This window comes from Aquamicrobium soli (genome assembly GCF_042646345.1).
Taxonomy (GTDB): Bacteria; Pseudomonadota; Alphaproteobacteria; order Rhizobiales; family Rhizobiaceae; genus Mesorhizobium; species Mesorhizobium soli_A.
This window is the reverse complement of record NZ_JBHRTK010000022.1, coordinates 143,933-168,444: the sequence shown is the minus strand read 5'-3', so window position 1 is coordinate 168,444 and position 24,512 is coordinate 143,933. Positions and strand designations below refer to the sequence as shown.

Annotated in this window: 22 protein-coding genes; 6 read left to right on the top strand and 16 right to left on the bottom strand. The window is 64.7% G+C overall.

The features are described from left to right. Positions 1–603: 603 nt before the first annotated feature. Both metF and ACFOHJ_RS19470 read right to left on the bottom strand, forming a co-directional pair. Positions 604–1,518, bottom strand: a complete 915-nt coding sequence (gene metF / locus ACFOHJ_RS19475) for a methylenetetrahydrofolate reductase [NAD(P)H] (RefSeq protein WP_378223652.1) — start codon at positions 1,516–1,518, stop codon at positions 604–606. Then, positions 1,518–2,540, bottom strand: a complete 1,023-nt coding sequence (locus tag ACFOHJ_RS19470; RefSeq protein WP_378223651.1) for an ArsR/SmtB family transcription factor — start codon at positions 2,538–2,540, stop codon at positions 1,518–1,520. Before ACFOHJ_RS19470 ends, metF begins: the two co-directional genes overlap by 1 nt. A gap of 110 nt (positions 2,541–2,650) precedes the next feature. On the opposite strand from ACFOHJ_RS19470, the gene tsaA reads away from it, so the two are divergent. Beyond that, positions 2,651–3,157, top strand: coding sequence for a tRNA (N6-threonylcarbamoyladenosine(37)-N6)-methyltransferase TrmO (gene tsaA, locus ACFOHJ_RS19465; protein WP_378223649.1), 507 nt, complete (start codon positions 2,651–2,653; stop codon positions 3,155–3,157). Beyond that, on the top strand, positions 3,154–3,468 hold the full coding sequence (locus tag ACFOHJ_RS19460) for a DUF2293 domain-containing protein (RefSeq protein ID WP_378223647.1): 315 nt from the start codon (positions 3,154–3,156) through the stop codon (positions 3,466–3,468). Before tsaA ends, ACFOHJ_RS19460 begins: the two co-directional genes overlap by 4 nt. A 3-nt stretch (positions 3,469–3,471) precedes the next feature. Here the strand turns inward: ACFOHJ_RS19460 and ACFOHJ_RS19455 are convergent, their stop codons facing one another. The 3 genes from ACFOHJ_RS19455 to ettA form a co-directional block, all read right to left on the bottom strand. Further along, positions 3,472–4,593, bottom strand: coding sequence for a beta-ketoacyl-ACP synthase III (locus ACFOHJ_RS19455; protein WP_378223644.1), 1,122 nt, complete (start codon positions 4,591–4,593; stop codon positions 3,472–3,474). A 148-nt stretch (positions 4,594–4,741) separates the two neighbouring features. Further along, on the bottom strand, positions 4,742–5,512 hold the full coding sequence (gene tam / locus ACFOHJ_RS19450; protein ID WP_378223641.1) for a trans-aconitate 2-methyltransferase: 771 nt from the start codon (positions 5,510–5,512) through the stop codon (positions 4,742–4,744). A 16-nt stretch (positions 5,513–5,528) separates the two neighbouring features. Further along, the gene (gene ettA, locus ACFOHJ_RS19445) at positions 5,529–7,178 is read right to left on the bottom strand and encodes an energy-dependent translational throttle protein EttA (RefSeq protein ID WP_378223639.1); all 1,650 of its coding nucleotides are present in this window, start codon (positions 7,176–7,178) and stop codon (positions 5,529–5,531) included. A 208-nt stretch (positions 7,179–7,386) separates the two neighbouring features. Between ettA and ACFOHJ_RS19440 the strand changes: the two genes are divergently transcribed. The 4 genes from ACFOHJ_RS19440 (at position 7,387) to ACFOHJ_RS19425 (ending at position 12,728) form a co-directional block, all read left to right on the top strand. Next, positions 7,387–8,673 carry a GGDEF domain-containing protein gene (locus tag ACFOHJ_RS19440; protein WP_378223636.1) on the top strand — a complete coding sequence of 429 codons (1,287 nt, stop codon included), beginning with the start codon at positions 7,387–7,389 and terminating at the stop codon, positions 8,671–8,673. 33 nt (positions 8,674–8,706) lie between these two features. Continuing rightward, positions 8,707–9,636, top strand: a complete 930-nt coding sequence (locus tag ACFOHJ_RS19435) for an alpha/beta fold hydrolase (RefSeq protein ID WP_378223634.1) — start codon at positions 8,707–8,709, stop codon at positions 9,634–9,636. 273 nt (positions 9,637–9,909) lie between these two features. Then, positions 9,910–11,082: a CaiB/BaiF CoA transferase family protein gene (locus ACFOHJ_RS19430; RefSeq protein ID WP_378223632.1), complete on the top strand. Its 1,173-nt coding sequence runs from the start codon at positions 9,910–9,912 to the stop codon at positions 11,080–11,082. Next, positions 11,079–12,728: a thiamine pyrophosphate-binding protein gene (locus ACFOHJ_RS19425; protein WP_378223629.1), complete on the top strand. Its 1,650-nt coding sequence runs from the start codon at positions 11,079–11,081 to the stop codon at positions 12,726–12,728. Before ACFOHJ_RS19430 ends, ACFOHJ_RS19425 begins: the two co-directional genes overlap by 4 nt. Positions 12,729–12,948: 220 nt before the next feature. Here the strand turns inward: ACFOHJ_RS19425 and ACFOHJ_RS19420 are convergent, their stop codons facing one another. The 11 genes from ACFOHJ_RS19420 to ACFOHJ_RS19370 form a co-directional block, all read right to left on the bottom strand. After that, a complete protein-coding gene (locus ACFOHJ_RS19420) occupies positions 12,949–13,758 on the bottom strand; it encodes a class I SAM-dependent methyltransferase (RefSeq protein ID WP_378223627.1) in 810 nt (269 codons plus the stop codon). Positions 13,759–13,867: 109 nt separating this feature from the next. After that, entirely contained in the window at positions 13,868–15,151 is a 1,284-nt protein-coding gene (locus tag ACFOHJ_RS19415) for a cystathionine gamma-synthase family protein (protein WP_378223626.1), read from the bottom strand. Between the two features lie 352 nt (positions 15,152–15,503). Then, positions 15,504–16,469: an ABC transporter substrate-binding protein gene (locus ACFOHJ_RS19410; RefSeq protein ID WP_378223623.1), complete on the bottom strand. Its 966-nt coding sequence runs from the start codon at positions 16,467–16,469 to the stop codon at positions 15,504–15,506. Positions 16,470–16,493: 24 nt separating this feature from the next. Then, positions 16,494–17,606 (bottom strand): ABC transporter permease, encoded by a 1,113-nt coding sequence (locus ACFOHJ_RS19405; RefSeq protein ID WP_378223621.1) that lies wholly within the window; start codon positions 17,604–17,606, stop codon positions 16,494–16,496. Continuing rightward, complete coding sequence (locus tag ACFOHJ_RS19400) at positions 17,603–18,481, bottom strand: ABC transporter permease (protein WP_378223618.1); 879 nt, start codon at positions 18,479–18,481, stop codon at positions 17,603–17,605. Before ACFOHJ_RS19400 ends, ACFOHJ_RS19405 begins: the two co-directional genes overlap by 4 nt. A 2-nt stretch (positions 18,482–18,483) precedes the next feature. Further along, positions 18,484–18,912, bottom strand: coding sequence for an endonuclease domain-containing protein (locus ACFOHJ_RS19395; protein WP_378223616.1), 429 nt, complete (start codon positions 18,910–18,912; stop codon positions 18,484–18,486). 159 nt (positions 18,913–19,071) lie between these two features. Then, positions 19,072–19,902: an ABC transporter ATP-binding protein gene (locus ACFOHJ_RS19390; RefSeq protein ID WP_378223614.1), complete on the bottom strand. Its 831-nt coding sequence runs from the start codon at positions 19,900–19,902 to the stop codon at positions 19,072–19,074. Continuing rightward, positions 19,902–21,353, bottom strand: coding sequence for a dihydropyrimidinase (hydA, locus tag ACFOHJ_RS19385; protein WP_378223612.1), 1,452 nt, complete (start codon positions 21,351–21,353; stop codon positions 19,902–19,904). The genes ACFOHJ_RS19390 and hydA overlap by 1 nt, the downstream gene beginning before the upstream one ends. Before the next feature lie 59 nt (positions 21,354–21,412). Continuing rightward, on the bottom strand, positions 21,413–22,663 hold the full coding sequence (locus ACFOHJ_RS19380) for a Zn-dependent hydrolase (protein ID WP_378223610.1): 1,251 nt from the start codon (positions 22,661–22,663) through the stop codon (positions 21,413–21,415). 17 nt (positions 22,664–22,680) lie between these two features. Then, positions 22,681–22,971, bottom strand: coding sequence for a cupin domain-containing protein (locus tag ACFOHJ_RS19375; RefSeq protein ID WP_378223607.1), 291 nt, complete (start codon positions 22,969–22,971; stop codon positions 22,681–22,683). 5 nt (positions 22,972–22,976) lie between these two features. Further along, on the bottom strand, positions 22,977–24,305 hold the full coding sequence (locus ACFOHJ_RS19370) for an aspartate aminotransferase family protein (protein WP_378223605.1): 1,329 nt from the start codon (positions 24,303–24,305) through the stop codon (positions 22,977–22,979). Positions 24,306–24,512: the final 207 nt, after the last annotated feature.

The following is a 24,512-nucleotide window of genomic DNA, read 5'->3' as shown; positions in this document are numbered from 1 at the left end:
CGACTCGGGAAGGATCGGTGGAGCGAGCCTACTGCATGTCTCCCAAAAGTGGGAACCGGTTTTGGGACAAAGACATGCATGAAATCAAAGAACTGAAGCGCGGAAAGCGAATCTGAAAGATCGCGAAGCGCTTCAGAACAAATCCCGCGAAAGGGGGACCCCCCGTTTCAAATGACGTAACCGTGCAGCGGATTCGTTTCATCCGCATGAGGTAGGGTATGTCGGGATTGGATCGGGCTGTCGCGGCGCGCGGATCTGGCCACAATTTGTTCACAGCCGTTAAGCCGGCATTTGATGAATAATTTCAAGGCATAGCGACCCAGGGGAGGTCGGAAATTCCACAATGCTGTCGCATTGCAGCACATTTTCCCCTTGCCTGTGACCGAAATGCTCCTAGACTCTGGCCGTAGCTCTTTAGAGGAGGCTATACATGGGACTGACAAGGCCAATCAACGCATTGATGATTTGTGCTGCGTTCGCGGTTGTAGGCGCCCTCATCATGGGCGTCTTCCCTTAAGCGGCAGCAGCGGGCTGGGCCCGCACTGGGAAGTCCAACGAATTGAAAAGGCCGGTTTTCCGGCCTTTTCTTTTTAGCCGCACCGTTCAGGCGGCGGCCGATCCCTCGAGGGCGGGCTGCGAGCGGATACCGATCATGTGGCAGATGGCGACGACGAGATCGGCGCGGTTCATCGTGTAGAAGTGGAAATCGCCGACCCCGCGCTCGATCAGGTCCAGCACCTGCTCTGCCGCGACCGCGCTGGCGACCAGCGCATGCGTCTGCGGGTCGTTTTCCAGCCCCTCGAAGCGCTCGGCCAGCCACGCCGGCACATGCGCGCCGGCGCGCGCCGAAAAGTTGGCGACCTGCCGGAAACTGTGCACCGGCTGGATGCCGGGCACGATCGGGATATAGATGCCGGCGCGGCGCACCCGCTCGACATAGCGCTCATAGACATCGTTATCGAAGAAGAACTGGGTGACGGCGCGTGTCGCCCCGTTGTCCACCTTGCGCTTCAGCATCTCGATGTCGGTGGCGAAGTCCGGGCTTTGCGGGTGCTTTTCCGGATAGGCGGCGACCGAGATGTCGAAATCGCCGATGGCCTTCAAGCCGCCGACCAGGTCGGCGCCGTTCTCGTAGCCGCCCGGATGCGGGTGATAGGCCTCGCCGACGCCGGAAGCGGGGTCGCCGCGAAGGGCTACGAACCGGCGGATGCCGATCGCCTGATATTCGCGGATCACCGCGTCGATTTCCTCGCGCGTCGCCCCGACGCAGGTGAGATGCGCCGCCGCCGGAATGCCGGTCTCGCCCAGAATGCGCTGGACGGTGCGTGCGGTGCGCTCGCGCGTCGAGCCGCCGGCGCCGTAGGTGACGGAGACGAAGTGCGGCTTCAGCGGCTCCAGCCGCGTGACCGTGTCCCACAGCCTTGCCGCCATCTCGTCGGTCTTGGGCGGAAAGAACTCGAACGAAACCCTGATCCGGTCGCCGATATCGGGGCGGCGGGAAAAACGGAACTGGTTCATCAGGCGACTTCCCCTACTGGGCGCGAAAGCGCCGATTGCGTTTCATCGACGGGATCGGCCACCAGCAGGCGCCGGTCGCGGCCGAGCCACAGTTTTACCGTCAGGCCGGCTTCGGCATCGCCGCGCGGCTCGAACTGCCGGCTCACCTCCAAGTCGAGGCCCGCTTGCGAGAACCACTCGGCAATCTGCCGGTCGGAAAAGCCGAGGCGAAGATGCGCGTACTCCTCGCGCAGGAATTCCAGCGCATGCGGCGCGAAATCGACGATGACCAGCCGGCCGGCCGGCCGCAGCAGCCTCGCCGCCTCGCGCACGGCGCGGCCGGGATCGTCGAGATAGTGCAGCACCTGGTGGATGGTGACGAGATCGTAGGCGTCGCGCTCGACCGGCGGCGAAAAGATGTCGCCCTGGCGCACCTGCGCATTGGCGATGCCGGCCTTGTCGAGATTGGCGCGCGCCACGCTCAGCATCTCGCGCGACAGATCGATGCCGACGCCGCGCCGGTAGAGCGGCGCAAAGATTTCCAGGAGCCGCCCGGTGCCGGTGCCGAGGTCGAGCATGGCCTGGAACGGCCGCTTGCCGACGACATCGAGCAGCGCGGCTTCCACCGCCCCGTCCGGCGCATGCAGCAGCCGGATCTGGTCCCAGCTTGCGGCATTGCGCGAAAAATACGCGGCGGCACTCTCCTGCCGCCGGCTCTTGACCGCCGCGAGCCGCTCGAAATCACGCTCCACCTGCGGGTCGGCGGCACGGATACCCGAAACCAGCCCGAGCACGAAATCACGCGCGGTATCGGCATCGGAAAGCCGGAAGAACGCCCACGAGCCCTCCTGGTAGCGGCCGATCAATCCCGCTTCCAGCAACAGCTTCAGATGACGCGAGACGCGGGGCTGCGACTGCCCCAGAATCTCGGTCAGGTCCGAAACGGTCAGGTCGCCGCGCGCGAGAAGCAGGAGAATGCGAAGCCGGCTGGATTCGGCTGCCGCCTTCAAGGTATCTACCATGGTGTCGAGCGGAACGTGCATCGCTTTTCTCAATTAGATATAAAGATATGTTTATGTCATATTTTGAGATAAGGCAAGCCCGAGGTCGCTTTCAAACAGGAAAATGGCGCGGCCGTTTCAAGGGCAGGAAGATGGGCGAGATACGCGAGGGCGAGCAGGCCCTTGAAATCGATCCGGCGACATTGCCGGCAGACGGCCATGTCGTGTTCATCGGCCGCGTCCGCTCGCCCTGGCTCACGCGCGAGATCTGCCCCAAGAACATGCGCGCCGCCCGCGAAACCGGCCAGGCCGCCACGCTCATCGTCGATGAACCCTATCGCCGCGGTCTTGCCGGGCTGGAACGCGCCAGCCACGTCATCCTGCTGTCGTGGCTCGACGGTTCGGAGCGGAATCTGATTGTGCAAAAGCCGCGCCATGCCGTTGAACCCTCAGGCACTTTCGCCTTGCGCTCGCCGGTGCGGCCCAACCCGATCGGCCTGCATGTCGTCAGGCTGCTGTCGCTCGACACCGGCAGCGGCCGCCTCGACCTCGAAGCCATCGACCTGGTCGACGGCACGCCGATCCTTGACATCAAGCCCTATTTCGCCTCGGTGGACGCCGTTCCCGACGCGACGATCGCCGACTGGGCCAGCCGGTGAGCGCACGGACCGGCCGACAGCGCGCCATCGCCAAGGCGCTGACGGCGCTGCTGCCGATGGCGCCCTATGCCGACATCGAGAAAATCCGGACGGATGCCGGCGCCGTCCACATGAAGACGCTGCCGCCGACCATCGCGGTGTGGCTTGCCACCATCGCCCATGTGCGCCACGCCCACACCGACTACGAAAAGCTGCTCGGCGAGGGCTACGACCGCGATTCGGCCCGCTTCTTCGTGATCGGCGCCATCAACGCCGTGCTCACCCGCTGGCGCGCCACCCGCCTGCTGGATGAAGACGACGAAGAAACTTAAGTCCTAAAGAACCTTGAGCAGCGCGCCGCCGATCGAATAGCCGGCCCCGAAGGCGCACAACAGTCCGTAGTCGCCGGCCTTCATGTCGGCATGGTTTTCCGACAGTGCCACGATCGACCCGGCGCCCGCCGTATTGCCCAGCCGGTCGAGCACCATCGGCGCGCGGTCGTGGTCGACGTCGTGGCCGAAGGCGAGGCGCAGGATCATCGCGTTCATGCGCGCATTGGCCTGGTGCAGCCAGAAGCGCCTTATGCCCTGCGGCGTCAGCCCATGCTCGGCCAGGAACTCGACGATGAACTTGTGGCCGGCGACGGTGACTTCCTTGAACACCTTGTTGCCGACCTGGTGGATCATGTTGCCTTCGAGGCTGATCTGATAGGGGTCGTCCTGCGCCGTGCGCGTCAAATAGCCGAGATTGGTGCGGATATTGTTGGACAACTGCGTCCACAGCCGCGTGTCCAGCACCTCGAGCCGCCCCGGGCGCACGGAACCTTTGGCCATGCCCTCGACCACGATCGACACGGAAGCGTCGCCGAAGATGAAATGCGTCTGGCGGTCGCGGAAATTGAGATGCCCGGTGATGATCTCCGGTGTCGTCACCAGCACGCGCCTATGCGTGCCTGCACGCACCAACCCTACCGCCACATGCAGGGCCGCCACGGCCGACGAACAGCCGAGCCCCATATCAAAGGCGGCGCCGCGCGTTCCCAGCGCCTGCTGCATCTCGATGGCGATCGCCGGATACGGCCGCTGCAGATGCGAGGACGAGCAGATCACCAGGTCGACATCGGCGGCTTCGATGCCGGCCTGCGCCAGCGCCTTGCGGGCCGAGGCGATGCCGAATTCGGCCTGAATCGACAGCGCCTCGTCGGGGCGTGCCGGGATGCGCGGCGCCATGCGCGCCGGATCGAGGATGCCGTTGCGTTCCACCACATGCCGGGTGCGGATGCCCGACGCATGCTCGATGAAGGCGCTGTCCGACCTCGGCAGCGGCTCCTGCCCGGCAGCGATGCGGCGCGGGTTTTCCGTATCGACCCAGGCGTTGAAGCATTCCACCAACTCGTCGTTGGAGATCGACGCTTCAGGGATTTCTACGCCGAGGCTGCTGATGATGACGCGATGCATGGTTTGGCTCCGCTGTACGCCGCACTTTCAATGAGAAGCCCCTGCCGCTCCACGCAAACGATGCGCCCTCTCGCCTTACGCCAAGTTTACGCCGAGCGCGACCGTTTCCTGCCCGAAAGCATTTACGCCGCTGCGCGCAGCGCCTGGTTCACCGTTTTGCCTGCGCGACGATGAACAGCCGCGGAAAGCGCAGCAGCACCTTGGCCGTCGCGGTTACCGGATAAGCCTCGGCGATCTTTTCCAGATAGCGCTCAAGGAACGGCCCCTGCTCCGCCTCGTCGAGCCGGTCGAGAAACCGCTTGAGTCCGGTCGACTTCAGCCATTCGACGATGGCCGCGGCATTGGTCAGCGGGTGATGGTAGAAAGTGTGCCAGATGTCGAGGCGCGCGCAATGCGGAGCCAGCAGCTCGTAATAGGCGGCGACCGGCGGCAGCGGCTCGCGCCCTGCCCCGGCCAGCTTCGCCGCAAACGGCATCTCGTCCGCCGCTTTGCTCATCAGCCGATGCGACGGCTCGCCGAGATTGTCGGGCATCTGCACGGCGAGAGCCCCGCCCGGCGCGAGGCAGCCGATCAGCCGCCGCAGCACCTGCGGGTGGTCGGGCAGCCACTGGAACACGGCGTTGGCGAAAATGACGTCCACCGGCTCCGCCGGCGCCCAGGTCGTGGCATCGCCAAGAGCGAAGGAAACGCCGGGCAGGCGCGCCTTCGCCTTGGAGATCATGTCGGGCGAACTGTCGAAGCCGCTGACGGCGGCCGCCGGCCAGCGCTCGGCCAGCAGTTCGGTCGAATTGCCCGGCCCGCAGCCGATATCGACCACCCGCCTCGGATCGGCCACCGGCACCTGCGCCAGCAAGTCTCGAGCCGGCCGCGTCCGCTCCTCTTCGAATTTGAGATATTGGGCAGCGGACCAGTCGGCCATTTTCTTGTTCTCTCCCTTACCGCGTCAGGCGCTTGTAGGTCATGCGGTGCGGGGTGAGCGCGTCGGGGCCGAGGCGGCGGACCTTGTCCTTTTCGTAGTCCTCGAAGTTGCCCTCGAACCATTCGACATGGCTGTCGCCCTCGAAGGCAAGGATGTGCGTTGCCAACCGGTCGAGGAACATGCGGTCGTGGGAGATGATGACGGCGCAGCCGGCGTAGCTTTCCAGCGCGTCTTCAAGCGCCGCCAGCGTTTCGGTGTCGAGGTCGTTGGTCGGCTCATCGAGCAGGAGCACGTTGCCGCCGGTCCTCAGCATCTTGGCCAGGTGCACGCGGTTGCGCTGGCCGCCGGACAGGTTGCCCACCTTCTGCTGCTGGTCGCCGCCGCGGAAGTTGAACGACGAGCAGTAGGCGCGCGTATTGGCGTCGAACTTGCCGAGCTTCACGACTTCCGCACCGCCGGAGATTTCCTCCCACACGGTCTTGTTGGGGTCGAGCGCGTCGCGGCTCTGGTCGACATAGCCGAGCTTGACCGTCTCGCCGATGCGGATGGTGCCGGCGTCCGGCTTCTCCTGCCCGGTGATCATCTTGAACAGCGTCGTCTTGCCGGCGCCGTTGGGGCCGATGATGCCGACGATGCCGCCGGGCGGCAGCTTGAAGGAAAGGTTTTCGATCAGCAGTTCGTCGCCAAAGCCCTTCGACAGGCCTTCGACCTCGATGACCACATTGCCGAGCCGCTCGCCATGCGGGATGACGATCTGCGTATCGGACGGGCGGCGGCTGTTGGCCGTCTCCAGCAGTTCCTCGAACGCCTTGATGCGCGCCTTGGACTTGGTCTGGCGGGCCTTGGGGCTGGAGGCGATCCACTCGCGCTCGCGCGAAATCGCCCGCTGGCGCGCGTCGTCCTCGCGGCCTTCCTGCTTGAGGCGCTTGGCCTTGGCTTCCAGATAGGCGGTGTAGTTGCCCTCGTAGGGAATGCCGCGGCCGCGGTCGAGCTCGAGAATCCAGCCGGTGACATTGTCGAGGAAGTAGCGGTCGTGGGTGATGAGCAGCACCGAGCCCTTGTAGGCGCGCAGGTGCTTTTCCAGCCACGAGGTCGTCTCGGCGTCGAGGTGGTTGGTCGGCTCGTCGAGCAGCAGCAGGTCTGGTTCTTCCAGGAGCAGCCGGCACAGCGCCACGCGGCGCCGCTCGCCGCCCGACAGGTTGGTCACGCCGGAATCCTTGGGCGGGCACGCCAGCGCGTCCATCGCCATCTCGACCTGCTGTTCGAGGTCCCACAGGTTCAGGCGGTCCATCTCGTCTTGCAGCCGCGCCGACTCTTCCGCCGTCTCGTCGGAATAGTTCATCATCAGCTCGTTGTAGCGCTCGATGATGGCCGTCTTCTTCTTGACGCCGTCCATGACGTTCTCGAACACGGTCTTGTCCGGATCGAGCTGCGGCTCCTGCGCCAGGTAGCCGACGGTCGCGCCCTCGGCGAGCCAGGCTTCGCCGGTATATTCCTTGTCGAGGCCGGCCATGATCTTGAGGATCGTCGACTTGCCGGCGCCGTTGGGGCCCAGAATGCCGATCTTGGCATCCGGGTAGAAGGAAAGGTGGATGTTTTCGAGCACCTTCTTGGTGCCATAGGCCTTGTTCAGGCCGGCCATGTGATAGATGAACTGGCGTGCCACGCGCGCGCTCCTTAGGATGAACTGACCGAAGTCGAATTGGATGGAGGTTGGCCGCTATGTAGGCGATAGGACCGCAAACGGCAATCGCTTTCGACCACCGGCACTGCCCATGCCTCCCACCCGATAAGGGCCGATTAACGTTTCTTTGGCAGAACTGCCGAGGCACGAAACCCCTGTGTGGGCGGCACCGCCACCCCTGGAGCCCGGCTTGCATAACGTCCTGCTGCTTCTTGCCGAAGCATGTCTGTATTTCGGCGTCATGGCCGTCTTCTTCCACCTGCGGGATCGCATCGGGCTCGGCGTGTTCATCTGCGCGCTCGGCGCCATGCATTTCCTTGAGACGTATCTGGCCAGCGTGTTCTATGTCACGCTTCCGTTCGGGATCGTCTCGCCCGGCTCGTCGGTGCTGTTTTCCGGCAAGCTCGCCATGCTGCTCCTGCTCTACATCAAGGAAGACGCCGCGAAGGTACGCCAGCCGATCTACGGCCTGCTGCTCGGCAACGCGCTGATGATCGGCCTCGTCTTCGTGCTCACGCAGCACGAAATCGCGCCGCTGCCCAACGGCCAGAGGCCCGACATCGCTTTCATCGACCAGATGGGCTGGCTCATGGTGTGGGGGACCTCGCTGCTGTTCCTCGACGCCATCCTGATGATCCTGTTCTACGAACGGCTGGGCCGCTATCTGCGCGGCAAGCCGTTCCTGCGCATCCTGACGGCGCTGTGCTGCGTGCTGACCTTCGACCAGGCAGGCTTCTTCGCCGCACTGCATTTCGTCTCCGACGCGCCCCGCGAAGTGTTTCTCGGCGGATGGCTCGCCAAAATGGGGGCGGCGCTGACCTACAGCGCGATGCTCTGCGCCTATCTGCGCTGGTTCGAGCGCAACGAGGCGGGCATGCCGCGCGGGCTGGCCGACGTCTTCCAGATCCTGACCTACCGGGAGCGCTACGAAGCCCTGGCCGAGCACATCGGCCGCGACGGTCTCACCGGCCTGCTGCATCGCGGCCGGTTCGAAACGGACGGCCAGCAGCAGCTCAAGACCACGCTGCATGACGGAAAGTCGCTGAGCCTGCTGCTCCTCGACGTCGACCACTTCAAATCGGTCAACGACCGGTTCGGCCATGCCGAGGGCGACCGCGTGTTGAAGTCGGTCGCCGCCCTGCTCCAGCAGGCGACCGGGCGCGAGGGCGTGGTCTATCGCATCGGCGGCGAGGAATTCGCCATCCTGTGCCCGCACCCGCACGCCGTCGCACGCCTCCTCGGCGAAAACATCCGCGCCGCCATCAAGGCGTCACTGCGCAGCGAGACCTTCGAGATCACCATCAGCGCCGGCGTTGCCACCTCGTCGGACGAAACGCCCGACCTCGATGCGCTGTTCGCGCTGGCCGACCAGCGCCTCTACCTCGCCAAGGCCGGCGGACGCGACCGGGTCGTCGGCACCACCCAGGACGAAGAAGTCGCACCCCTTGATTCCCGGGAAGGCTCGCGCTTCACATAGAGGCGCGACAGCGCGCGCAGCCGGAAACATCGCATGCCGTTCGAACGCCAGATGAAGCTCGGCTCGCCGACCGGCGCGCTGCTCAACCTCTACGTCAAGCCGGCGAAGGCGGGCGGGCGGGCCGTGGTGCAGGTCAACCATGGCCTTGCGGAGCACGCGCTACGCTACGCGCGCTTCGCCGACTTCCTGTCCGAGCGAGGATTCCACGTCTATGCGCACGACCATCGCGGCCACGGCTTCACGACGGCGCCCGATGCGCCGAGAGGGCGGTTCGCCGAGTATGACGGCGGGAAAAAGGTTCTCGCCGATGTCGCTGCCATACACGACCTGATCGCGCGCGAGCACCCGCGCCTGCCGGTGATCCTGTTCGGCCATTCGATGGGCGGGCTGATCGCGCTCGATTTCCTGCTGGAGCATTCCTCGCGCGTCCACGCCGCCGCCATCTGGAACACCAACTTTTCGGCCGGTCTGGCGGGTCGCGCGGCACGGGCGCTGCTGGCATGGGAGCGTTTTCGCCTTGGCTCGGACGCGCCCTCCCGCCTGCTGCCGAAGCTGACGTTCCAGACATGGGGCAAGGCGATCCCCAACCACAAGTCGCCGTTCGACTGGCTGTCGCGAGACGCGGCGGAGGTCGAAAAATACATCGCCGACCCGCTTTGCGGCTTTGACGCCTCGGTGTCCCTGTGGCGCGACGTGTTCGGCTTCATTTTCGCCGGCGCCGACGACCGCAATTTTTCCGGCATCCGTCGCGACCTGCCGATCCATCTGGTCGGCGGCGAAAAGGACCCCGCCACCGACAACGGCAAGGCCGTCGCGGACCTGGCGCGGCGGATGCGCCGGCTGGGCTTTTCGAATCTGGTTTCAAGGATTTACGCCGAAACCCGCCACGAAAGCCTGAACGAGGTGAATCGAAACATCATCATGGATGATTTCGCGGACTGGGCCGAAGCGGTGACCCGTTAGACCACAACGAAGTTGCCCGACCTACCCCCACCCTAGCCCCTCCCCACAAGGGGAGGGGGAATTGGCAGCGCCCTGGCAAAGCCGCCGATGCTTCCAGATACGACGTGGTTAACCCCTCCCCCTTGTGGGGAGGGGCTAGGGGTGGGGGGTAACACCGCCGCAAGACCCACCTGGCCTGCCGCCGCTCCACTGGCCCAGCGCAAGGACAGTGACATCGGCACGCCGGGTTGCTAGAGCCATGGTGCTTGCTTCCACCCGTTGCCCCGGTGTCCCATGGCCAATGCTCCGCTGAAAGGCGTTCGCGTCATCGAACTCGCCCGCATCCTCGCCGGGCCGTGGGCGGGCCAGTTGCTGGCCGATCTCGGCGCCGACGTGATCAAGGTGGAAAGCCCCGAGGGCGACGATACCCGCAAATGGGGACCGCCCTTCGTAACCGGCCATGACGGCGAAAACCTGTCGGCCGCCTACTACCATGCCTGCAATCGCGGCAAGCGTTCCATCGCCATCGACTTTTCGACGCCGGAAGGTGCGCAAACCGTGCGGAAACTGGCGGCCAGCGCCGATGTCCTCATCGAGAATTTCAAGCTCGGCGGCCTCAAGAAATACGGCCTAGACTATGAAAGCCTGAAGGCGATCAACCCGCGCCTCGTCTATTGCTCGATCACCGGCTTTGGGCAGGACGGTCCTTATGCGCCGCGCGCCGGCTACGATTTCATCGTCCAGGGCATGTCCGGCCTGATGTCGATCACTGGTCCGGCGGACGGCGAGCCGCAGAAGGTCGGCGTCGCCGTCACCGACATCTTCACCGGCCTCTATTCGGTCGTCGCCATCCAGGCCGCCCTTCGCCATGCCGAAAAGACCGGCGAGGGCCAGCATGTCGACATGGCGCTGTTCGATGCGCAGATGGCGGTGCTCGCCAACCAGAACCTCAACTATCTGGTGTCGGGAAAGGCGCCGACGCGAATGGGCAACGCCCATCCCAACATCGCGCCCTACGAGGTGCTGCCGGTCAGGGACGGGCACTTCATCCTTGCCGTCGGCAATGACGGCCAGTTCCGCAAGTTTTGCGCGGCGATCGGCCTCGAACACCTCGCCGATGATCCCGCCTTCGCTACCAATTCGGCGCGTGTCGCCAACCGGGCGGCGCTGCGCGAGGCGATCCTGCCGCCGCTCGCCGCCCTCACGCGCGACGAGCTTCTGCCGAAGCTGGAGGCGGCGCACGTGCCGGCCAGCCCGATCAACGACATCGGCCAGGCCTTCGCCGACCCGCAGGCGATCGCGCGCGGCATGCGCCTTTCCCTGGACGACGGCCATGGCAATGCCCTGCCGTCCGTGCGCTCGCCGATGCTGATGCCGGCAACGCCGCTCACCTATGACCGACCCTCGCCGCGCCTTGGCGAGCATACCGAAGAAATTCTTGCCGAACTGGAGAAGGCCGCAAAATGAAAACGGGCGGAAAACTGATTGTCGAAGCGCTCGAAGCCAACGGCGTAGAACGAATCTTCTGCGTTCCGGGCGAAAGCTACCTCGCCGTGCTCGATGCACTGCACGATTCGACGATCAGGACCATCGTCTGCCGCCAGGAGGGCGGTGCGGCCATGATGGCCGACTGCGAGGGCCGGCTGACCGGCAAGCCCGGCATCTGCTTCGTCACCCGCGGCCCGGGCGCCACCAACGCCTCGGCCGGCGTCCATATCGCCCGGCAGGATTCCATCCCGATGATCCTGTTCATCGGCCAGATCGCAGCCCACGCGAAACACCGCGAGGCGTTCCAGGAGGTCGACTACAAGGCGTTCTACGGCGACATCGCCAAATGGGTGGTGGAGATCGAGGACGCCGCCCGCGTTCCCGAACTCGTCACCCGCGCCTTCGCCGTGGCCACCTCCGGCCGCCCCGGCCCGGTCGTCATCGCGCTACCGGAGGACATGCTGACCGACGAGGTCGAGGCTCCCACCGCCCTGCCCTTCACCCCGGTCGAGACGCGGCCAGGCGAAGCCGAGTTGGATCAACTCGAAAAGCTGCTGTCGCAGGCCAAAAAACCCTTCGTCATCCTCGGCGGCACGCGCTGGGGCGAAGAGGGCTTTAAGCACATTCAGCAGGTCGCGGAAAACTGGGCACTGCCGGTCGGCGTTTCCTTCCGCCGCCAGATGCTGTTCGATCACCTGCACCCGAACTACGCCGGCGATGTCGGCATCGGCCTCAACCCGAAGCTCGCCGCGCGCGTCAAGGATGCCGACCTGATCCTGCTTGTCGGCGGCCGCTTCGGCGAAATGCCGTCCTCCGACTACACGCTGATGAAAAGCCCCTATCCTAACCAGAAGCTGGTCCACGTCCACGCCGACGCCAATGAACTCGGCCGCGTCTACCGGCCGACGCTGGCCATCAACGCCTCGCCGGCCGCGTTCGTCGAAGCCTTCGCCAAACGCAAGGGGCCGGCGGCACCTGGCTGGACCGGCGAGACCGAACAGGCGCATGCCGATTATCTCACGTGGTCGACCCCGCCGAAGACCGGGCCCGGCGCCGTACATATGGGGCCGATCGTGGAGTATCTGGAAGGCGTGCTGCCGCAGGACGCCATCATCTGCAACGGCGCCGGCAATTTCGCCACCTGGATGCATCGCTTCCACCGCTTCCGCCGCTACAATACGCAGGCGGCTCCCACCTCCGGCTCGATGGGCTACGGCCTGCCAGCGGGCGTCGGCGCGAAAAGCGTGTTCCCGGACCGCGAGGTGATCGTCTGGGCCGGCGACGGCGACTTCCTCATGCACGGCCAGGAATTCTCGACCGCCGTGCAATACGACCTGCCGATCATCGTCGTGATCCTCAACAACGGCATCTACGGCACCATCCGCATGCACCAGGAACGCGAATATCCCGGCCGCGTCTCCGGCACCATGCTGCGCAATCCCGATTTCGCCGCCTATGCCCGCGCCTTCGGCGGCCATGGCGAGACGGTGGAAAAGACCGAGGATTTCATCCCCGCCTTCGAGCGTGCGCGCCAGAGCGGCAAGCCGGCCATCATCGAGGTCAAGCTCGACCCCGAAGCGATCACGCCCACAAGGACGCTGACCGACATCCGCGAGAAGCGCTGACCTCCAAGCGTCAAGAATTAGGCCGCGTTTCGGGCGAACTATCGGATGTAAATTATCATTAGTCGAGGCTGCCAGCACCCCCACCCTTATTCCCTCCCCACAAGGGGGAGGGAGACGCTAACGACCCATCTCGACCGCGTCGTCATTCTATGTCGCTGCCCAAGAATCCCCCTCCCCCTTGTGGGGAGGGGTTAGGGGTGGGGGTACACCCTACGACCCGTCAAACGGCAGCATCGACGATGTGCGCCTGGATTTTTGCGGAAATCTCACCGTGCCCATGCCGATCGGCGAGCGCCGCTTTGGCGATATCAGTCACCGCTTGCAAATCCCCGTTCCGGGTTTCGATTTCGCCGCGAACGGGTGTTCCCTGGCAATAGGCGATGGCCGCGAAGCGCGGCGAGGGAGCCCTGCTCTGCTCCGCTTTCGTTTCGATGCTCAAGCGGGAAAAACCCGCCGCTTCCACATCGCCGAGGATCTGCGCCGTATCGTGGTAGCCGTGCGGCGTGCGCTCCATGAAGCGTGGCGGGTCATCGGGAAACATCCGCGCCAGCGCCTTCATCACGTCTTCGGCAAAGACGTTTTCCTCGATACGGTCCCAGACGCTGAACAGGAAACGGCCGCCCGGCTTCAGAACGCGCCTCGCCTCGCGATAGCCGGCCACGCGGTCGGGAAAGAACATCACGCCGAACTGGCAGAACACGACATCGAAGGAAGCGTCCTCGAAGGGCAACGCCAGAGCGTCCGCCTGCATCCATCGGATGCGATCGTCGGCAGGCTGCTGCGACGCGGCATAGTCGAGCATCGGCTGGTTGAGGTCGCTCACGACATAACTCGTGCCAGGGGAAAGCTTCGGTGCGAGCGCCCGGGTGACGACGCCGGTGCCTGCGGCGATTTCCAGAACGGCAGCAGGTGAAAGAGCCGCGACGCGTCGCGCCATATCGGCAGCGTAGACCTCGAAGATCAGCGGCACCATATAGCGGTCATAGTTTTCCGGGACCGATCCGGCGAACACCTTGTCCGTTTCCAACATGGGGTGCCCCGCAGCTTATGCGACGGCCGCCATGCTACCATCGCCCGGTACCGGTTTCCACGAAGCGTCGGGCCGCGCCCATCCCTCTTTCGGCTGATGGAGGCAGCGTTCAGGCGTGGGCCAGCGCCTGCGCTAGGTCGGCGATCAGGTCGTCCGGATGCTCGACGCCGATCGACAGCCGGATGGTCGAATCCAGCACGCCGATGCGCTCGCGCACCTCCACCGGAACGCCCGAATGCGTCATCGCCGCCGGATGGCTGGCAAGCGACTCCGTACCGCCGAGGCTGACCGCCAGCTTGAACACCTGGAGCGCGTTCAGGAAGGCAAAGGCCGCCTTTTCGCCGCCCTCGATGTCGAACGAGAAGGTCGAGCCGGCGCCGCTGCACTGTGCCCGGAAGACGCGCCCGGCCGGCGTGTCTTCGCCGAGGAATGGCAGGTAATGCACCTTGCGCACCTTGGCATGGTCGCGCAAGAATTCCGCCACCCGCTGCGCATTGGCGTCGGCACGCTCCATGCGCAGCGACAGCGTTTCCAGCGAGCGCCCGAGCATCCAGCACGAATGCGGGTCGAGTTGCGTGCCGATCGCGCCGCGCAGGAGCTTGATTGGCCGCGTCACCGCTTTCGAGCCCATCACCGCGCCGGCGATGAGGTCGGAATGGCCGCCGACATATTTGGTCAGCGAATAGAGCGAAAGATCGGCCCCGAGCCCGACCGGGCGCTGGAAGATCGGCCCGAGCAGCGTGTTGTCGCACATCACCACCGGGCGATGGCCCTGGGCCTGGCCGAGCTCGTCGGCAACGGCGCGCATCAGGGCGATATCGATGACGCTGTTGATGGGATTGGAAGGCGTTTCCACCAGCACGATCGACACCCGGCCCTTGGCTGCGGCCTCCGCGGCCGCCTTGCGCACGCCAACTGGATCGACGCCATCGGAAAACGCCACCGTCGCGATGCCGAAACCGGCGAGCGTGCGCGAAATCAGCGTTTCCGTCCCGCCATAGAGTGGTTGCGAATGCAGGATCACATCGCCCGGCCGAGCATAGGCGAGGACCGCAGTCGCGATCGCCGACATGCCGGACGAAAACAGGATGCAGCTTTCCGTTTCCTCGTAAATCGCCAACCGATCCTCGACGATCTCGCTGTTCGGATGGTTGAAGCGCGAATAGACCAGCCCTGCCCCCGTCCCGCTCGGCGGCTCCTTGCGGCCGGAGGTGTAGTCGAAGAAATCGCGCCCCTCCTCCGCCGTCTTGAACAGGAAGGTCGAGGTCAGGAACACGGGCGGCTTGACCGCCCCTTCCGACAGAAGCGGGTCGTAGCCGTAGCCCAGCATCATCGTTTCGGGGTGCAGCTTGTGATTGCCGATATGGGTTCTGGACGGCTTGGGCGCGGTCATGGCAGCTTCCTGTAGGTGCGAACCCGCGCAGCTTAAGCCTTTCAACGACCAGCGTCCCGCAATTTGCGTCCTGGAAGCGGTGAATTCACGCAAACCACAGGCTGCACCTGAGTAAGCACCCCCACCCCTAGCCCCTCCCCACAAGGGGGAGGGGAACGATGTCGTCACCAAGCAGCACGAGAATCGGTGACAATCTGCACAAGGGTCGGTGACCTGGATTCCCCTCCCCCTTGTGGGGAGGGCCTAGGGGTGGGGGTGCTGAAGCCCACAGCGCCGGCAATCCGCCCGAATACCGCCCCAACAAGAAGGGGCGGTCGCCCGCCCCCTCAAACGCTTATCGGCTACCCGAAACTTACTGGATCGCCTTGTCGGTGATCTCGGTGGTGTAGGCGCCTTCCGGAGCCTTGGAGATGATCTTCTGGTCGAGCAGCGCCTTGGCGGTGCGCTCGTAGGTCACCGGGTCGAGCTTGCCGTTGCCGATCAGCTTGGCGACTTCACCGACCATGCGCTTCTGATGGTTCTCGTCCTGCCCGCCGGCTTCCATCACGGCTTCCGCCGCCTCGTCCGGATGCTCGACCGCATAGTGCCAGCCCTTCATCGACGCGCGCACGAAGCGCACCATCTTGTCCTGGAAGGCCGGATCCTTGAGCTTGTCCTGCAGCACGTAGAGACCGTCCTCGAGCAGGTCGTTGCCGAGCGCGGTGTAGTTGAAGACAATGAGGTCCTCCGGCTTGAAGCCGGCGTCGATCGCCTGCCAGTACTCGTTGTAGGTCATGACCGAGATGCAGTCGGCCTGCTTCTGGATCAGCGGCTGCACGTCGAAGCTCTGCTTCAGCACGGTGACGCCGTCCGGCCCGCCCTCGGTCGGGTAGCCGAGCTTGTGCATCCAGGCATAGAACGGATATTCGTTGCCGAAGAACCAGACGCCGAGCGTGTGGCCCTTGAAGTCGGCTTCCGTCTTGACTGGGCCGTCCTTCGGGCAGATCAGTTCAAGGCCGGACTTGGCATAGGGCTGGGCGATGTTGACGAGGTTGACGCCCTTGTCGCGCGCCGCAAGGGCGGCCGCCATCCAGGTGACGATGACATCGGCGCCGCCGCCGGCGATCACCTGCTCGGGCGCAATGTCGGGCCCGCCGTTCTTGATGTCGACGTCGAGGCCCTCCTCCTCATAGAACCCCTTGTCCTTGGCGACGAAATAGCCGGCGAACTGGCCCTGCGCCACCCACTTCAATTGCAGCGTCACCTGGTCTGCGGCAAAGCTCTGAACGGCAGCCAGCGACATGGCGCCGGCAAGCATGGAAACAATCAGTCTTTTCATTGTTCTCCCACCTCTGAAGTTCGCCTAGCCACCACGGATAGACGGATGCCAAAACGTCACGGCCCTCTCGATCAGGGCGACCGCGCCATAGAAGACCGAACCGGCAACGGCTGCAACCGCGATTTCCGCCCACACCATGTCGATGTTCATGCGGCCGACCTCCGTCGAGATGCGAAAGCCCATGCCCACCACGGGCGTGCCGAAAAACTCGGCGACGATGGCGCCGATCAGGGCCAGCGTCGAGTTGATCTTGAGCGCGTTGAAGATGAACGGCATCGCCGCCGGCAGCCGGAGCTTGAACAGCGTCTGCCAGTAGCCGGAAGCGTAGGTGCGCATCAGGTCGCGCTCCATATGGCCGGCGGCAGTCAGCCCGACGACCGTGTTCACCAGCATCGGGAAAAAGGTCATGATGACCACGACCGCCGCCTTGGACTGCCAGTCGAAGCCGAACCACATCACCATGATGGGCGCCACGCCGATGATCGGCAGCGCTGCCGCCATGTTGCCGATGGGCAGGAGCCCGCGCCGCAGGAAGACGAAGCGGTCGGCAGCGATGGCCGCCACGAAGCCGGCGCCGCAGCCGATGACATAGCCGGCCGCGACCGCCTTGAAGACGGTCTGCCTGACATCCATTGACAGTACGTCGGCCGAGGTGGCGATGCGGGCCGCGATCGCGCTCGGCGGCGGCAGCAGCAGGAAGGGGATGCCGGCGCCGCGCACGATCGCTTCCCACAGGATGAGGATCCACGCGCCGAAGATCACCGGAATGATCAGGCTGAGCGCGATGGATTCGCCGCGCCCGGACGGCTTCAGGGCCGAAAGCACCGTGGCGCAGCGCCAGGCCAGCAGCCATGCGCCGGCGAGAGCCAGGTAAAAGGACGCGCCCGCATTGCCTTCGTGGCCGGTAATGCCTGAGAGCAGCAGCCATGCCGCCCCATGCGTGCCGATGAAGAGCAGCAGCGCTTCCGCGTACCGGCGCGTGGCAAGCAGCGTCGAAACCACAGCCGCGGCGGCCACCAGCCCGAGCGCCGGCCACACACCCGCGGAGCCTTGTGCAGCACCCGCTTCGAAGAAGGCGCCGACGATGGCGAGCACGAGCGCCGAAATCGCCTGCCAGGACCAGCCGCGCCCGATCATGCCGGCCTCCCGCCCATGGCGCGCCCGGTGATGCGCTCGGCGATACCGACCAGCGCGACGAGGACCACGGCGACCAGCGAGCCGGCGACCAGGGCCGCCCAGATCTCGATGGTCTGGCTGTAGTAGGAGCCGTTGAGCAGCTTGGCGCCGATACCGGCCACGGCACCCGTCGGCAGCTCGGCGACGATGGCGCCGACCAGACTCGCCGCCACCGCCACCTTCATGGAGGCGAACAGGAACGGCATCGACGCCGGCACCCTCAGCTTCCAGAAGATTTGCGGCCGGCTGGCGTTGTAGGTGTGCATGAGGTCGAGATGCATGAGTTCGGGCGAGCGCAGCCCCTTCACCATGCCGACCGCCACCGGGAAGAACGACAGATAGGTGGAAATCAGCGCCTTGGGGAACAGGCCGGTGATGCCGATGGCCGCGAACACCACCACCACCATCGGCGCGATGGCGAGGATGGGGATGGTCTGCGAAGTGATGATCCACGGCATCAGGCTGCGGTCGAGCGAGGCGAAATGCACGATGCCGACCGCGATCAGGATGCCGAGCAGCGCCCCGAAGGCGAAGCCGACGAAGGTGGAGGAAAGCGTTACCCAGGAATGGTAGACGAGGCTGCGGTTGCTCCACGGCTTGACCTGGAACGTGGTCTTGAAGAAATTCTGCGCCACCTGATGCGGCGCCGGCAGCGTCGGCTTCGGCTGCGACCAGGTCTTGACCAGGAACTCCGTATAGCTCGGCGTCTCGCCGGCACGCCGGTCAAGGTCGCGCTGGAACGGCCCGTTCAGCACGACCGCGAATGCGTACCAGGCGACGACCAGCAGCGCCAGAAGCGTGGTGACGGGGACGATCTTGTCGCGAAGGCGATCCATGGTCAGGCGCTCCACCGTCCCCCTCCCCCTTGTGGGGAGGGCTTAGGGGTGGGGGGATGCCGCTGATCGTCCATGAGGCCCAAGGCCCGTAAAATCTCCTCTACACACCCGTTAAAGGAATCCGACAACTCGCCCGTGCTGAAGCGCAGCACCCTGTAGCCTTGGCCGGCAAGCCACTCGTCGCGCTTACGATCGCGGATTTGCCTCTCAGATTCAAAATGATGCTCGCCATCCACTTCAATCACGACGCGATGCTTGTGGATCGCAAAATCGGCAATGTAAGCCCCTATCGGAGCCTGACGGCGGACATGGATGCCATACCAGCGACGGAACTCTTTCAATTCGGCCCACAGCTTCCTCTCGCCCTGCGTCATACCCCTGCGCAATTTCCGTGCGCGGAAAATGCTAACGGGATCGACGGCTGTCGGCATGAAGGATACCCCCACCCCTAACCCCTCCCCACAAGGGGGAGGGGATCTCGGCAGCACCCGCCAGCGACGTATCCGACTAGCCGCAAGCGCCGATGGCTATGTCCCCCTCCCCCTTGTGGGGAGGGGTTAGGGGTGGGGGTACGCCGCCGATGCATCCCCTCAATCCTCATAGGAGTGCCCTGCCCTGAGGCCGTCGCGGACGCGGGCGGCGATGGCGAGGAACTCGGGCGTCTCGCGGATGTCGAGCGGGCGTTCGCGCGGCAGCGTCGATTCGATGACGTCGGTGACACGACCGGGGCGTGGCGACATCACCACGATGCGGGTCGACAGATACACCGCCTCCGGGATCGAGTGGGTGACGAAGCAGATCGTCTTGTCGGTGCGCGCCCACAGCTTCAGCAACTGCTCGTTGAGGTGGTCGCGCACGATCTCGTCCAGCGCCCCGAACGGCTCGTCCATCAGCAGAAGGTCGGCGTCGAAGGCGAGCGCGCGGGCGATGGAGGCGCGCTGCTGCATGCCGCCGGAAAGCTGCCACGGATACTTCTTCTCGAAGCCCGAAAGGTTGACCAGTTCCAGCGTCCGCCGGATGCGCTCGCCCTGTTCGGCCCGCGCCACGCCCATCACCTCGAGCGGCAGCGCCACGTTGCGCTCGATCGTACGCCACGGCAGCAGCGCCGAGGCCTGGAAGACGTAGCCATAGGCCCTGCGCTCGCGTGCCTGTTCGGCGCTCATGCCATTGATGGAAATGGTGCCGGAAGTGGGCTTCTCGAGATCGGCGATGACCCGCAGAAGCGTGGTCTTGCCGCAACCGGAAGGGCCGATGAAGGAAACGAATTCGCCCTTGCCGATGGTGAGGTCGACGCCGGAGAGCGCCTGCACCGGGCCGTCCGCGGTATGGAATGTCAGGCCGAGCGCCTTTGCCTCGACAACGGTTTCCTGTGCTAGCTTCAAGCTGGCTCTTTCTTCAAGCGTCAAGGTGAGGCCCGGCATCAAACGCCAGTAGCCGGAATGCCGCTACGTTCCACCTTACGGGGCGCGGAGATTTCCTTCCACGTCGAAAGCGCCCTGTTCACGGCTCCATTCGGCTCGCGCGGCACGAACTCGCCATGGCCGGCCTCGGCCCGCACGTCCGCCTCCTCGACCGCGAGATCGCCGCGCGTGAACACGAAGCGCGGCGCGCCCAAGATCTCCATGCCCTCGAACACGTTGTAGTCGATCACCGACTGCTGGCTCTTGGCCGAAATGGTCTTCTTGCGCTTCGGGTCCCACACCACGATGTCGGCGTCCGCCCCTTCGACGATCGCACCCTTTTTCGGGTAGATGTTGAGAATCTTGGCGATGTTGCTGGAGGTGACCGCGACGAACTCGTTCATGGTCAGCCGGCCGGTGTTGACGCCCTTGGTCCACAGCACCTGCATGCGGTCTTCGAGCCCGCCGGTGCCGTTGGGGATCTTGGTGAAATCGCCGACGCCGACGCGCTTTTGAGTGGTGGTGAAGGCACAATGGTCGGTCGCCACCACCTGCAGCGAGCCGGCCTGCAGGCCCGCCCAGAGCGAATCCTGGTGCAGCTTGTTGCGGAAGGGCGGGCTCATGACGCGGCGCGCGGCGTGATCCCAGTCCTTGTTGAAATACTCGCTTTCGTCCAGCGTCAGGTGCTGGATCAGCGGCTCGCCATAGACACGCATGCCCTTCTGGCGCGCGCGGCGGATCGCTTCGTGGCTCTGTTCGCAGGAGGTGTGCACGACGTAGAGCGGCACGCCGGCCATGTCGGCGATCATGATGGCGCGGTTGGTGGCCTCGCCCTCGACTTCCGGCGGGCGCGAAAAGGCATGTCCCTCGGGGCCGTTGTTGCCTTCGGCCAAAAGCCTTTGCGACAGGGCCGCGACCACGTCGCCGTTTTCGGCATGCACCAGCGGCAGCGCGCCGAGCGCGGCGCAACGCTGGAACGACGAGAACATCTCGTCGTCGTCCACCATCAGCGCGCCCTTGTAGGCCATGAAGTGCTTGAAGGTGTTGATGCCCCTGTCGACGACCTCGGCCATCTCGTCGAACACCTGCTTGCCCCACCAGGTGATCGCCATGTGGAAGGAAAAGTCGCACGAGGCCTTCGTGGTCTTGTTGTCCCACATCTTCAGCGCGTCGAGCAGCGACTGCTGCGGCGCCGGCAGGCAGAAATCCACCACCATGGTTGTGCCCCCGGCAAGCGCCGCACGCGTGCCGCTCTCGAAATCGTCGGCCGAATAGGTGCCCATGAACGGCATTTCGAGATGCGTGTGCGGGTCGATGCCGCCCGGCATCACATAGCAGCCGGTGGCGTCGAACTCATGATCGCCATGCAGGTCCGACCCGATGGCGACGATCTTGCCATGCTGAAACAGGACGTCCGCCTTGTAGGTGCGGTCGGCCGTGACGACGGTGCCGTTCTTGATCACTCTGGTCATATGACGTTCCCTTGTTTCATTCGCGCTTCTTGTGAGCAGCGTTCGATAACAGATAGAGTTCACTCCACGATTTCTGCCGTCTCCACCACGGCATGGAACAGAACATCGGCGCCGGCGGCGGCCCATTCCTTGGAAATATCCTCGGCCTCGTTGTGCGAAAGCCCGCCGACGCAAGGGCACATCACCATGGTCGCGGGCGCCACCTTGGCGGCCCAGCAGGCGTCGTGCCCGGCCCCGGAAATGAGGTTCATGTGGCTGTAGCCGAGGTCCTCAGCCGCCTTGCGCACGCGCCCCACCAGCACCGGGTCGAAGGTCACCGGGTCGAAATGGCCGACCACCTCGATCGAGCATCCGACGCCGAGTTCCTCGCAGATCGGCACGGCCTCCTTCTCGACCCGCGCCCGCATGGCGTCGAGCTTCGCCCGGTCGGGCGAGCGCACGTCGACGGTGAACACCACCGTGCCCGGCAGCACGTTGCGCGAATTGGGCGAGAACTTCATCTGGCCGACGCCGCCGACGGCGCCCGGCTGGTTGTCCATCGCCACCTTCTGCACCATCTCGAAGATGCGGGCCATGGCGAGCCCGGCGTTGACGCGCATGTTCATCGGCGTCGAACCGGTATGGGCCTCCTTGCCGGTCAGCGTGAATTCCAGCCACCACAGGCCCTGGCAATGGGTGACGACGCCGATCTGCTTGTTCTCGGCCTCGAGGATCGGCCCCTGCTCGATGTGATACTCGAAATAGGCGTGCATCTTGCGCGCGCCCACTTCCTCGTCGCCGACCCAGCCGATGCGCTTCAGCTCGTCACCGAAGGTCTTGCCCTCGAGGTCCTGGCGGCCATAGGCGTAGTCGAACGGGATCACGCCGGCGAACACGCCGGACGCCAGCATCGCCGGGGCAAAGCGCGCCCCCTCCTCATTGGTCCAGTTGGTGACGACGATCGGATGTTTCGTCCTGATGCCGAGGTCGTTCAGCGACCGCACGATCTCCAGGCCCGACAGCACGCCGAGCACGCCGTCATACTTGCCGCCAGTCGGCTGCGTGTCGAGGTGGCTGCCGACATAAACCGGCAGGGCGTCCGGGTCGGTGCCCTCGCGGCGGGCGAACATGGTGCCCATCTTGTCGACGCCGATGGTCAGGCTGGCGGCGTCGCACCAGGACTGGAAGAGTTCACGGCCTTCCTTGTCGGCATCGGTCAGCGTCTGGCGATTGTTGCCGCCGGCGACGCCGGGGCCGATCTTCGCCATTTCCATCAGCGAATCCCACAAGCGATCTGAATTGATTCGCAGATTCTCGCCGCGCGCGGCCATGCTTCCTCCCTGGCAGTTCAGCCTTTCAGTTCAATTTCCATGAAAGACATCGGCTCCTCCGCCGCGTTGACGACATTGTGTTCGACGCCTTCATCACGCCGGTAGGCAATGCCGGCGTCCATGTCGACCCGGCGGCTTCCTCCGCCGGGTTCCTCCAGAAGCATCCGGCACGGCGTGATCGTCGTGATGACGTAATCCATGCCGTGGCGATGCCAGCCGGTCTCCGCGCCGGGAACGAAGTCCCAGCGCGTGACGCGGACCTTGCCGTCATCGACAAGCACTTCGTGGGTCGCTTGCGGACGGCTCACTCGTCTTACTCCACCATGCGCAGAACTTCGCGCACATGGTCCATCATTTCGTCGATCTGCCCCTTGGAGATGATCAACGGCGGCGACAGCGCGATGATGTCGCCAGTGGTGCGGATGAGCAGGCCGCGCTCGAACGCCTTGATGAAGGCCGAGAACGCCCGCTTGGTCGGCGCGCCGGGGATCGATTCCAGCTCGATCGCGCCGACGAGGCCGATATTGCGGATGTCGATGACATGCGGCTCGCCCTTGAGCGAATGCAGGGCGTCCTCCCAGTACGGCGCCAGTTCCTCGCCGCGGTTGAGCAGGCCCTCTTCCTTGTAGGTGTCGAGGGTCGCGAGGGCGGCGGCCGAGGCGATCGGGTTGCCCGAATAGGTGTAGCCGTGGAAGAACTCGATCATGTGTTCCGGGCCGTTCATGAAGGCGTCGTGGATTTCCTTCTTCACGAACACCGCGCCCATCGGAATGACGCCGTTGGAAACGCCCTTGGCCGTGGTCATGATGTCGGGGGTGACGCCGAAATAGTCGGCGGCGAACGGCACGCCGAGGCGGCCGAAACCGGTGATGACCTCGTCGAAGATCAACAGGATGCCGTGCTTGTCGCAGATCTCGCGCAGGCGCTTGAGATAGCCCTTCGGCGGCAGGATGACGCCGGTGGAACCGGCGACCGGCTCGACGATGACCGCCGCGATGGTCGAGGCGTCATGCAGGCCGATGATGCGCTCCAGTTCGTTGGCGACTTCCACGCCATGCTCCGGCACGCCGCGCGAAAACGAGTTCTTGTCCGGGAAATGCGTGTGCGGCATGTGGTCGACGCCGGTCAGCAGCGTACCGAACATCTTGCGGTTGGAGACGATGCCGCCGACCGAGATGCCGCCGAAATTGACGCCGTGATAGCCGCGCTCACGGCCGATCAGGCGGGTGCGCGAACCCTCGCCGCGGGCGCGGTGGTAGGCGATCGCCATCTTCAGCGCGGTTTCGACCGATTCCGAACCGGAATTGGTGAAGAAGACATGGTCCATGCCCTTGGGCGCGATATCGACCAGCCGGTTGGCCAGTTCGAACACGATCGGATGGCCCATCTGGAAGGCCGGCGCGTAGTCGAGTTCCGCCGCCTGCTGCTGGATCGCCTCGGTGATCTTGGGGCGGCAGTGGCCGGCGTTCACGCACCACAGGCCGGCGGTGCCGTCCATGATCTTGCGGCCGTCGCTTGCCGTATAGTGCATGTCCTTGGCGGCGACCAGCATGCGCGGCGCCTGCTTGAACTGACGATTGGCCGTAAACGGCATCCAGAATGCAGAGAGATCGTTCGGCGTTACCTTGAGCCGGTTAGACATGACCAAGCTATCCTTTCCAAACCTTGTTTCGTGTGGCCAACGCTTGGTCTTCGGCGCATTTTCATGCTACGCAAAATTTTGACCGTTTGGACAAACGTTAGCACCGCCGTGGCGGCGGTCAAGGGATTAAGTAGCGCATATGCAACCCGGAAAGCGCGCTCCACAGGCCACGAGAAACTGGTCCAGCGAATTGGTCCAGAACGATCC

What these genes read in the sequence shown, in the direction of transcription:
- ACFOHJ_RS19380 (WP_378223610.1), bottom strand. Translation starts at nt 22,663, where the DNA reads ATGGCCGCGCGCGGCGAGAATCTGCGAATCAATTCAGATCGCTTGTGG.
- ACFOHJ_RS19395 (WP_378223616.1), bottom strand. Translation starts at nt 18,912, where the DNA reads ATGCCGACAGCCGTCGATCCCGTTAGCATTTTCCGCGCACGGAAATTG.
- ACFOHJ_RS19405 (WP_378223621.1), bottom strand. Translation starts at nt 17,606, where the DNA reads ATGATCGGGCGCGGCTGGTCCTGGCAGGCGATTTCGGCGCTCGTGCTC.
- tsaA (WP_378223649.1), top strand. Translation starts at nt 2,651, where the DNA reads ATGGGCGAGATACGCGAGGGCGAGCAGGCCCTTGAAATCGATCCGGCG.
- metF (WP_378223652.1), bottom strand. Translation starts at nt 1,518, where the DNA reads ATGAACCAGTTCCGTTTTTCCCGCCGCCCCGATATCGGCGACCGGATC.
- ACFOHJ_RS19430 (WP_378223632.1), top strand. Translation starts at nt 9,910, where the DNA reads ATGGCCAATGCTCCGCTGAAAGGCGTTCGCGTCATCGAACTCGCCCGC.
- hydA (WP_378223612.1), bottom strand. Translation starts at nt 21,353, where the DNA reads ATGACCAGAGTGATCAAGAACGGCACCGTCGTCACGGCCGACCGCACC.
- ACFOHJ_RS19420 (WP_378223627.1), bottom strand. Translation starts at nt 13,758, where the DNA reads ATGTTGGAAACGGACAAGGTGTTCGCCGGATCGGTCCCGGAAAACTAT.
- ACFOHJ_RS19435 (WP_378223634.1), top strand. Translation starts at nt 8,707, where the DNA reads ATGCCGTTCGAACGCCAGATGAAGCTCGGCTCGCCGACCGGCGCGCTG.
- ACFOHJ_RS19390 (WP_378223614.1), bottom strand. Translation starts at nt 19,902, where the DNA reads ATGCCGGGCCTCACCTTGACGCTTGAAGAAAGAGCCAGCTTGAAGCTA.
- ACFOHJ_RS19470 (WP_378223651.1), bottom strand. Translation starts at nt 2,540, where the DNA reads ATGCACGTTCCGCTCGACACCATGGTAGATACCTTGAAGGCGGCAGCC.
- tam (WP_378223641.1), bottom strand. Translation starts at nt 5,512, where the DNA reads ATGGCCGACTGGTCCGCTGCCCAATATCTCAAATTCGAAGAGGAGCGG.
- ACFOHJ_RS19425 (WP_378223629.1), top strand. Translation starts at nt 11,079, where the DNA reads ATGAAAACGGGCGGAAAACTGATTGTCGAAGCGCTCGAAGCCAACGGC.
- ACFOHJ_RS19410 (WP_378223623.1), bottom strand. Translation starts at nt 16,469, where the DNA reads ATGAAAAGACTGATTGTTTCCATGCTTGCCGGCGCCATGTCGCTGGCT.
- ACFOHJ_RS19455 (WP_378223644.1), bottom strand. Translation starts at nt 4,593, where the DNA reads ATGCATCGCGTCATCATCAGCAGCCTCGGCGTAGAAATCCCTGAAGCG.
- ACFOHJ_RS19400 (WP_378223618.1), bottom strand. Translation starts at nt 18,481, where the DNA reads ATGGATCGCCTTCGCGACAAGATCGTCCCCGTCACCACGCTTCTGGCG.
- ACFOHJ_RS19415 (WP_378223626.1), bottom strand. Translation starts at nt 15,151, where the DNA reads ATGACCGCGCCCAAGCCGTCCAGAACCCATATCGGCAATCACAAGCTG.
- ACFOHJ_RS19370 (WP_378223605.1), bottom strand. Translation starts at nt 24,305, where the DNA reads ATGTCTAACCGGCTCAAGGTAACGCCGAACGATCTCTCTGCATTCTGG.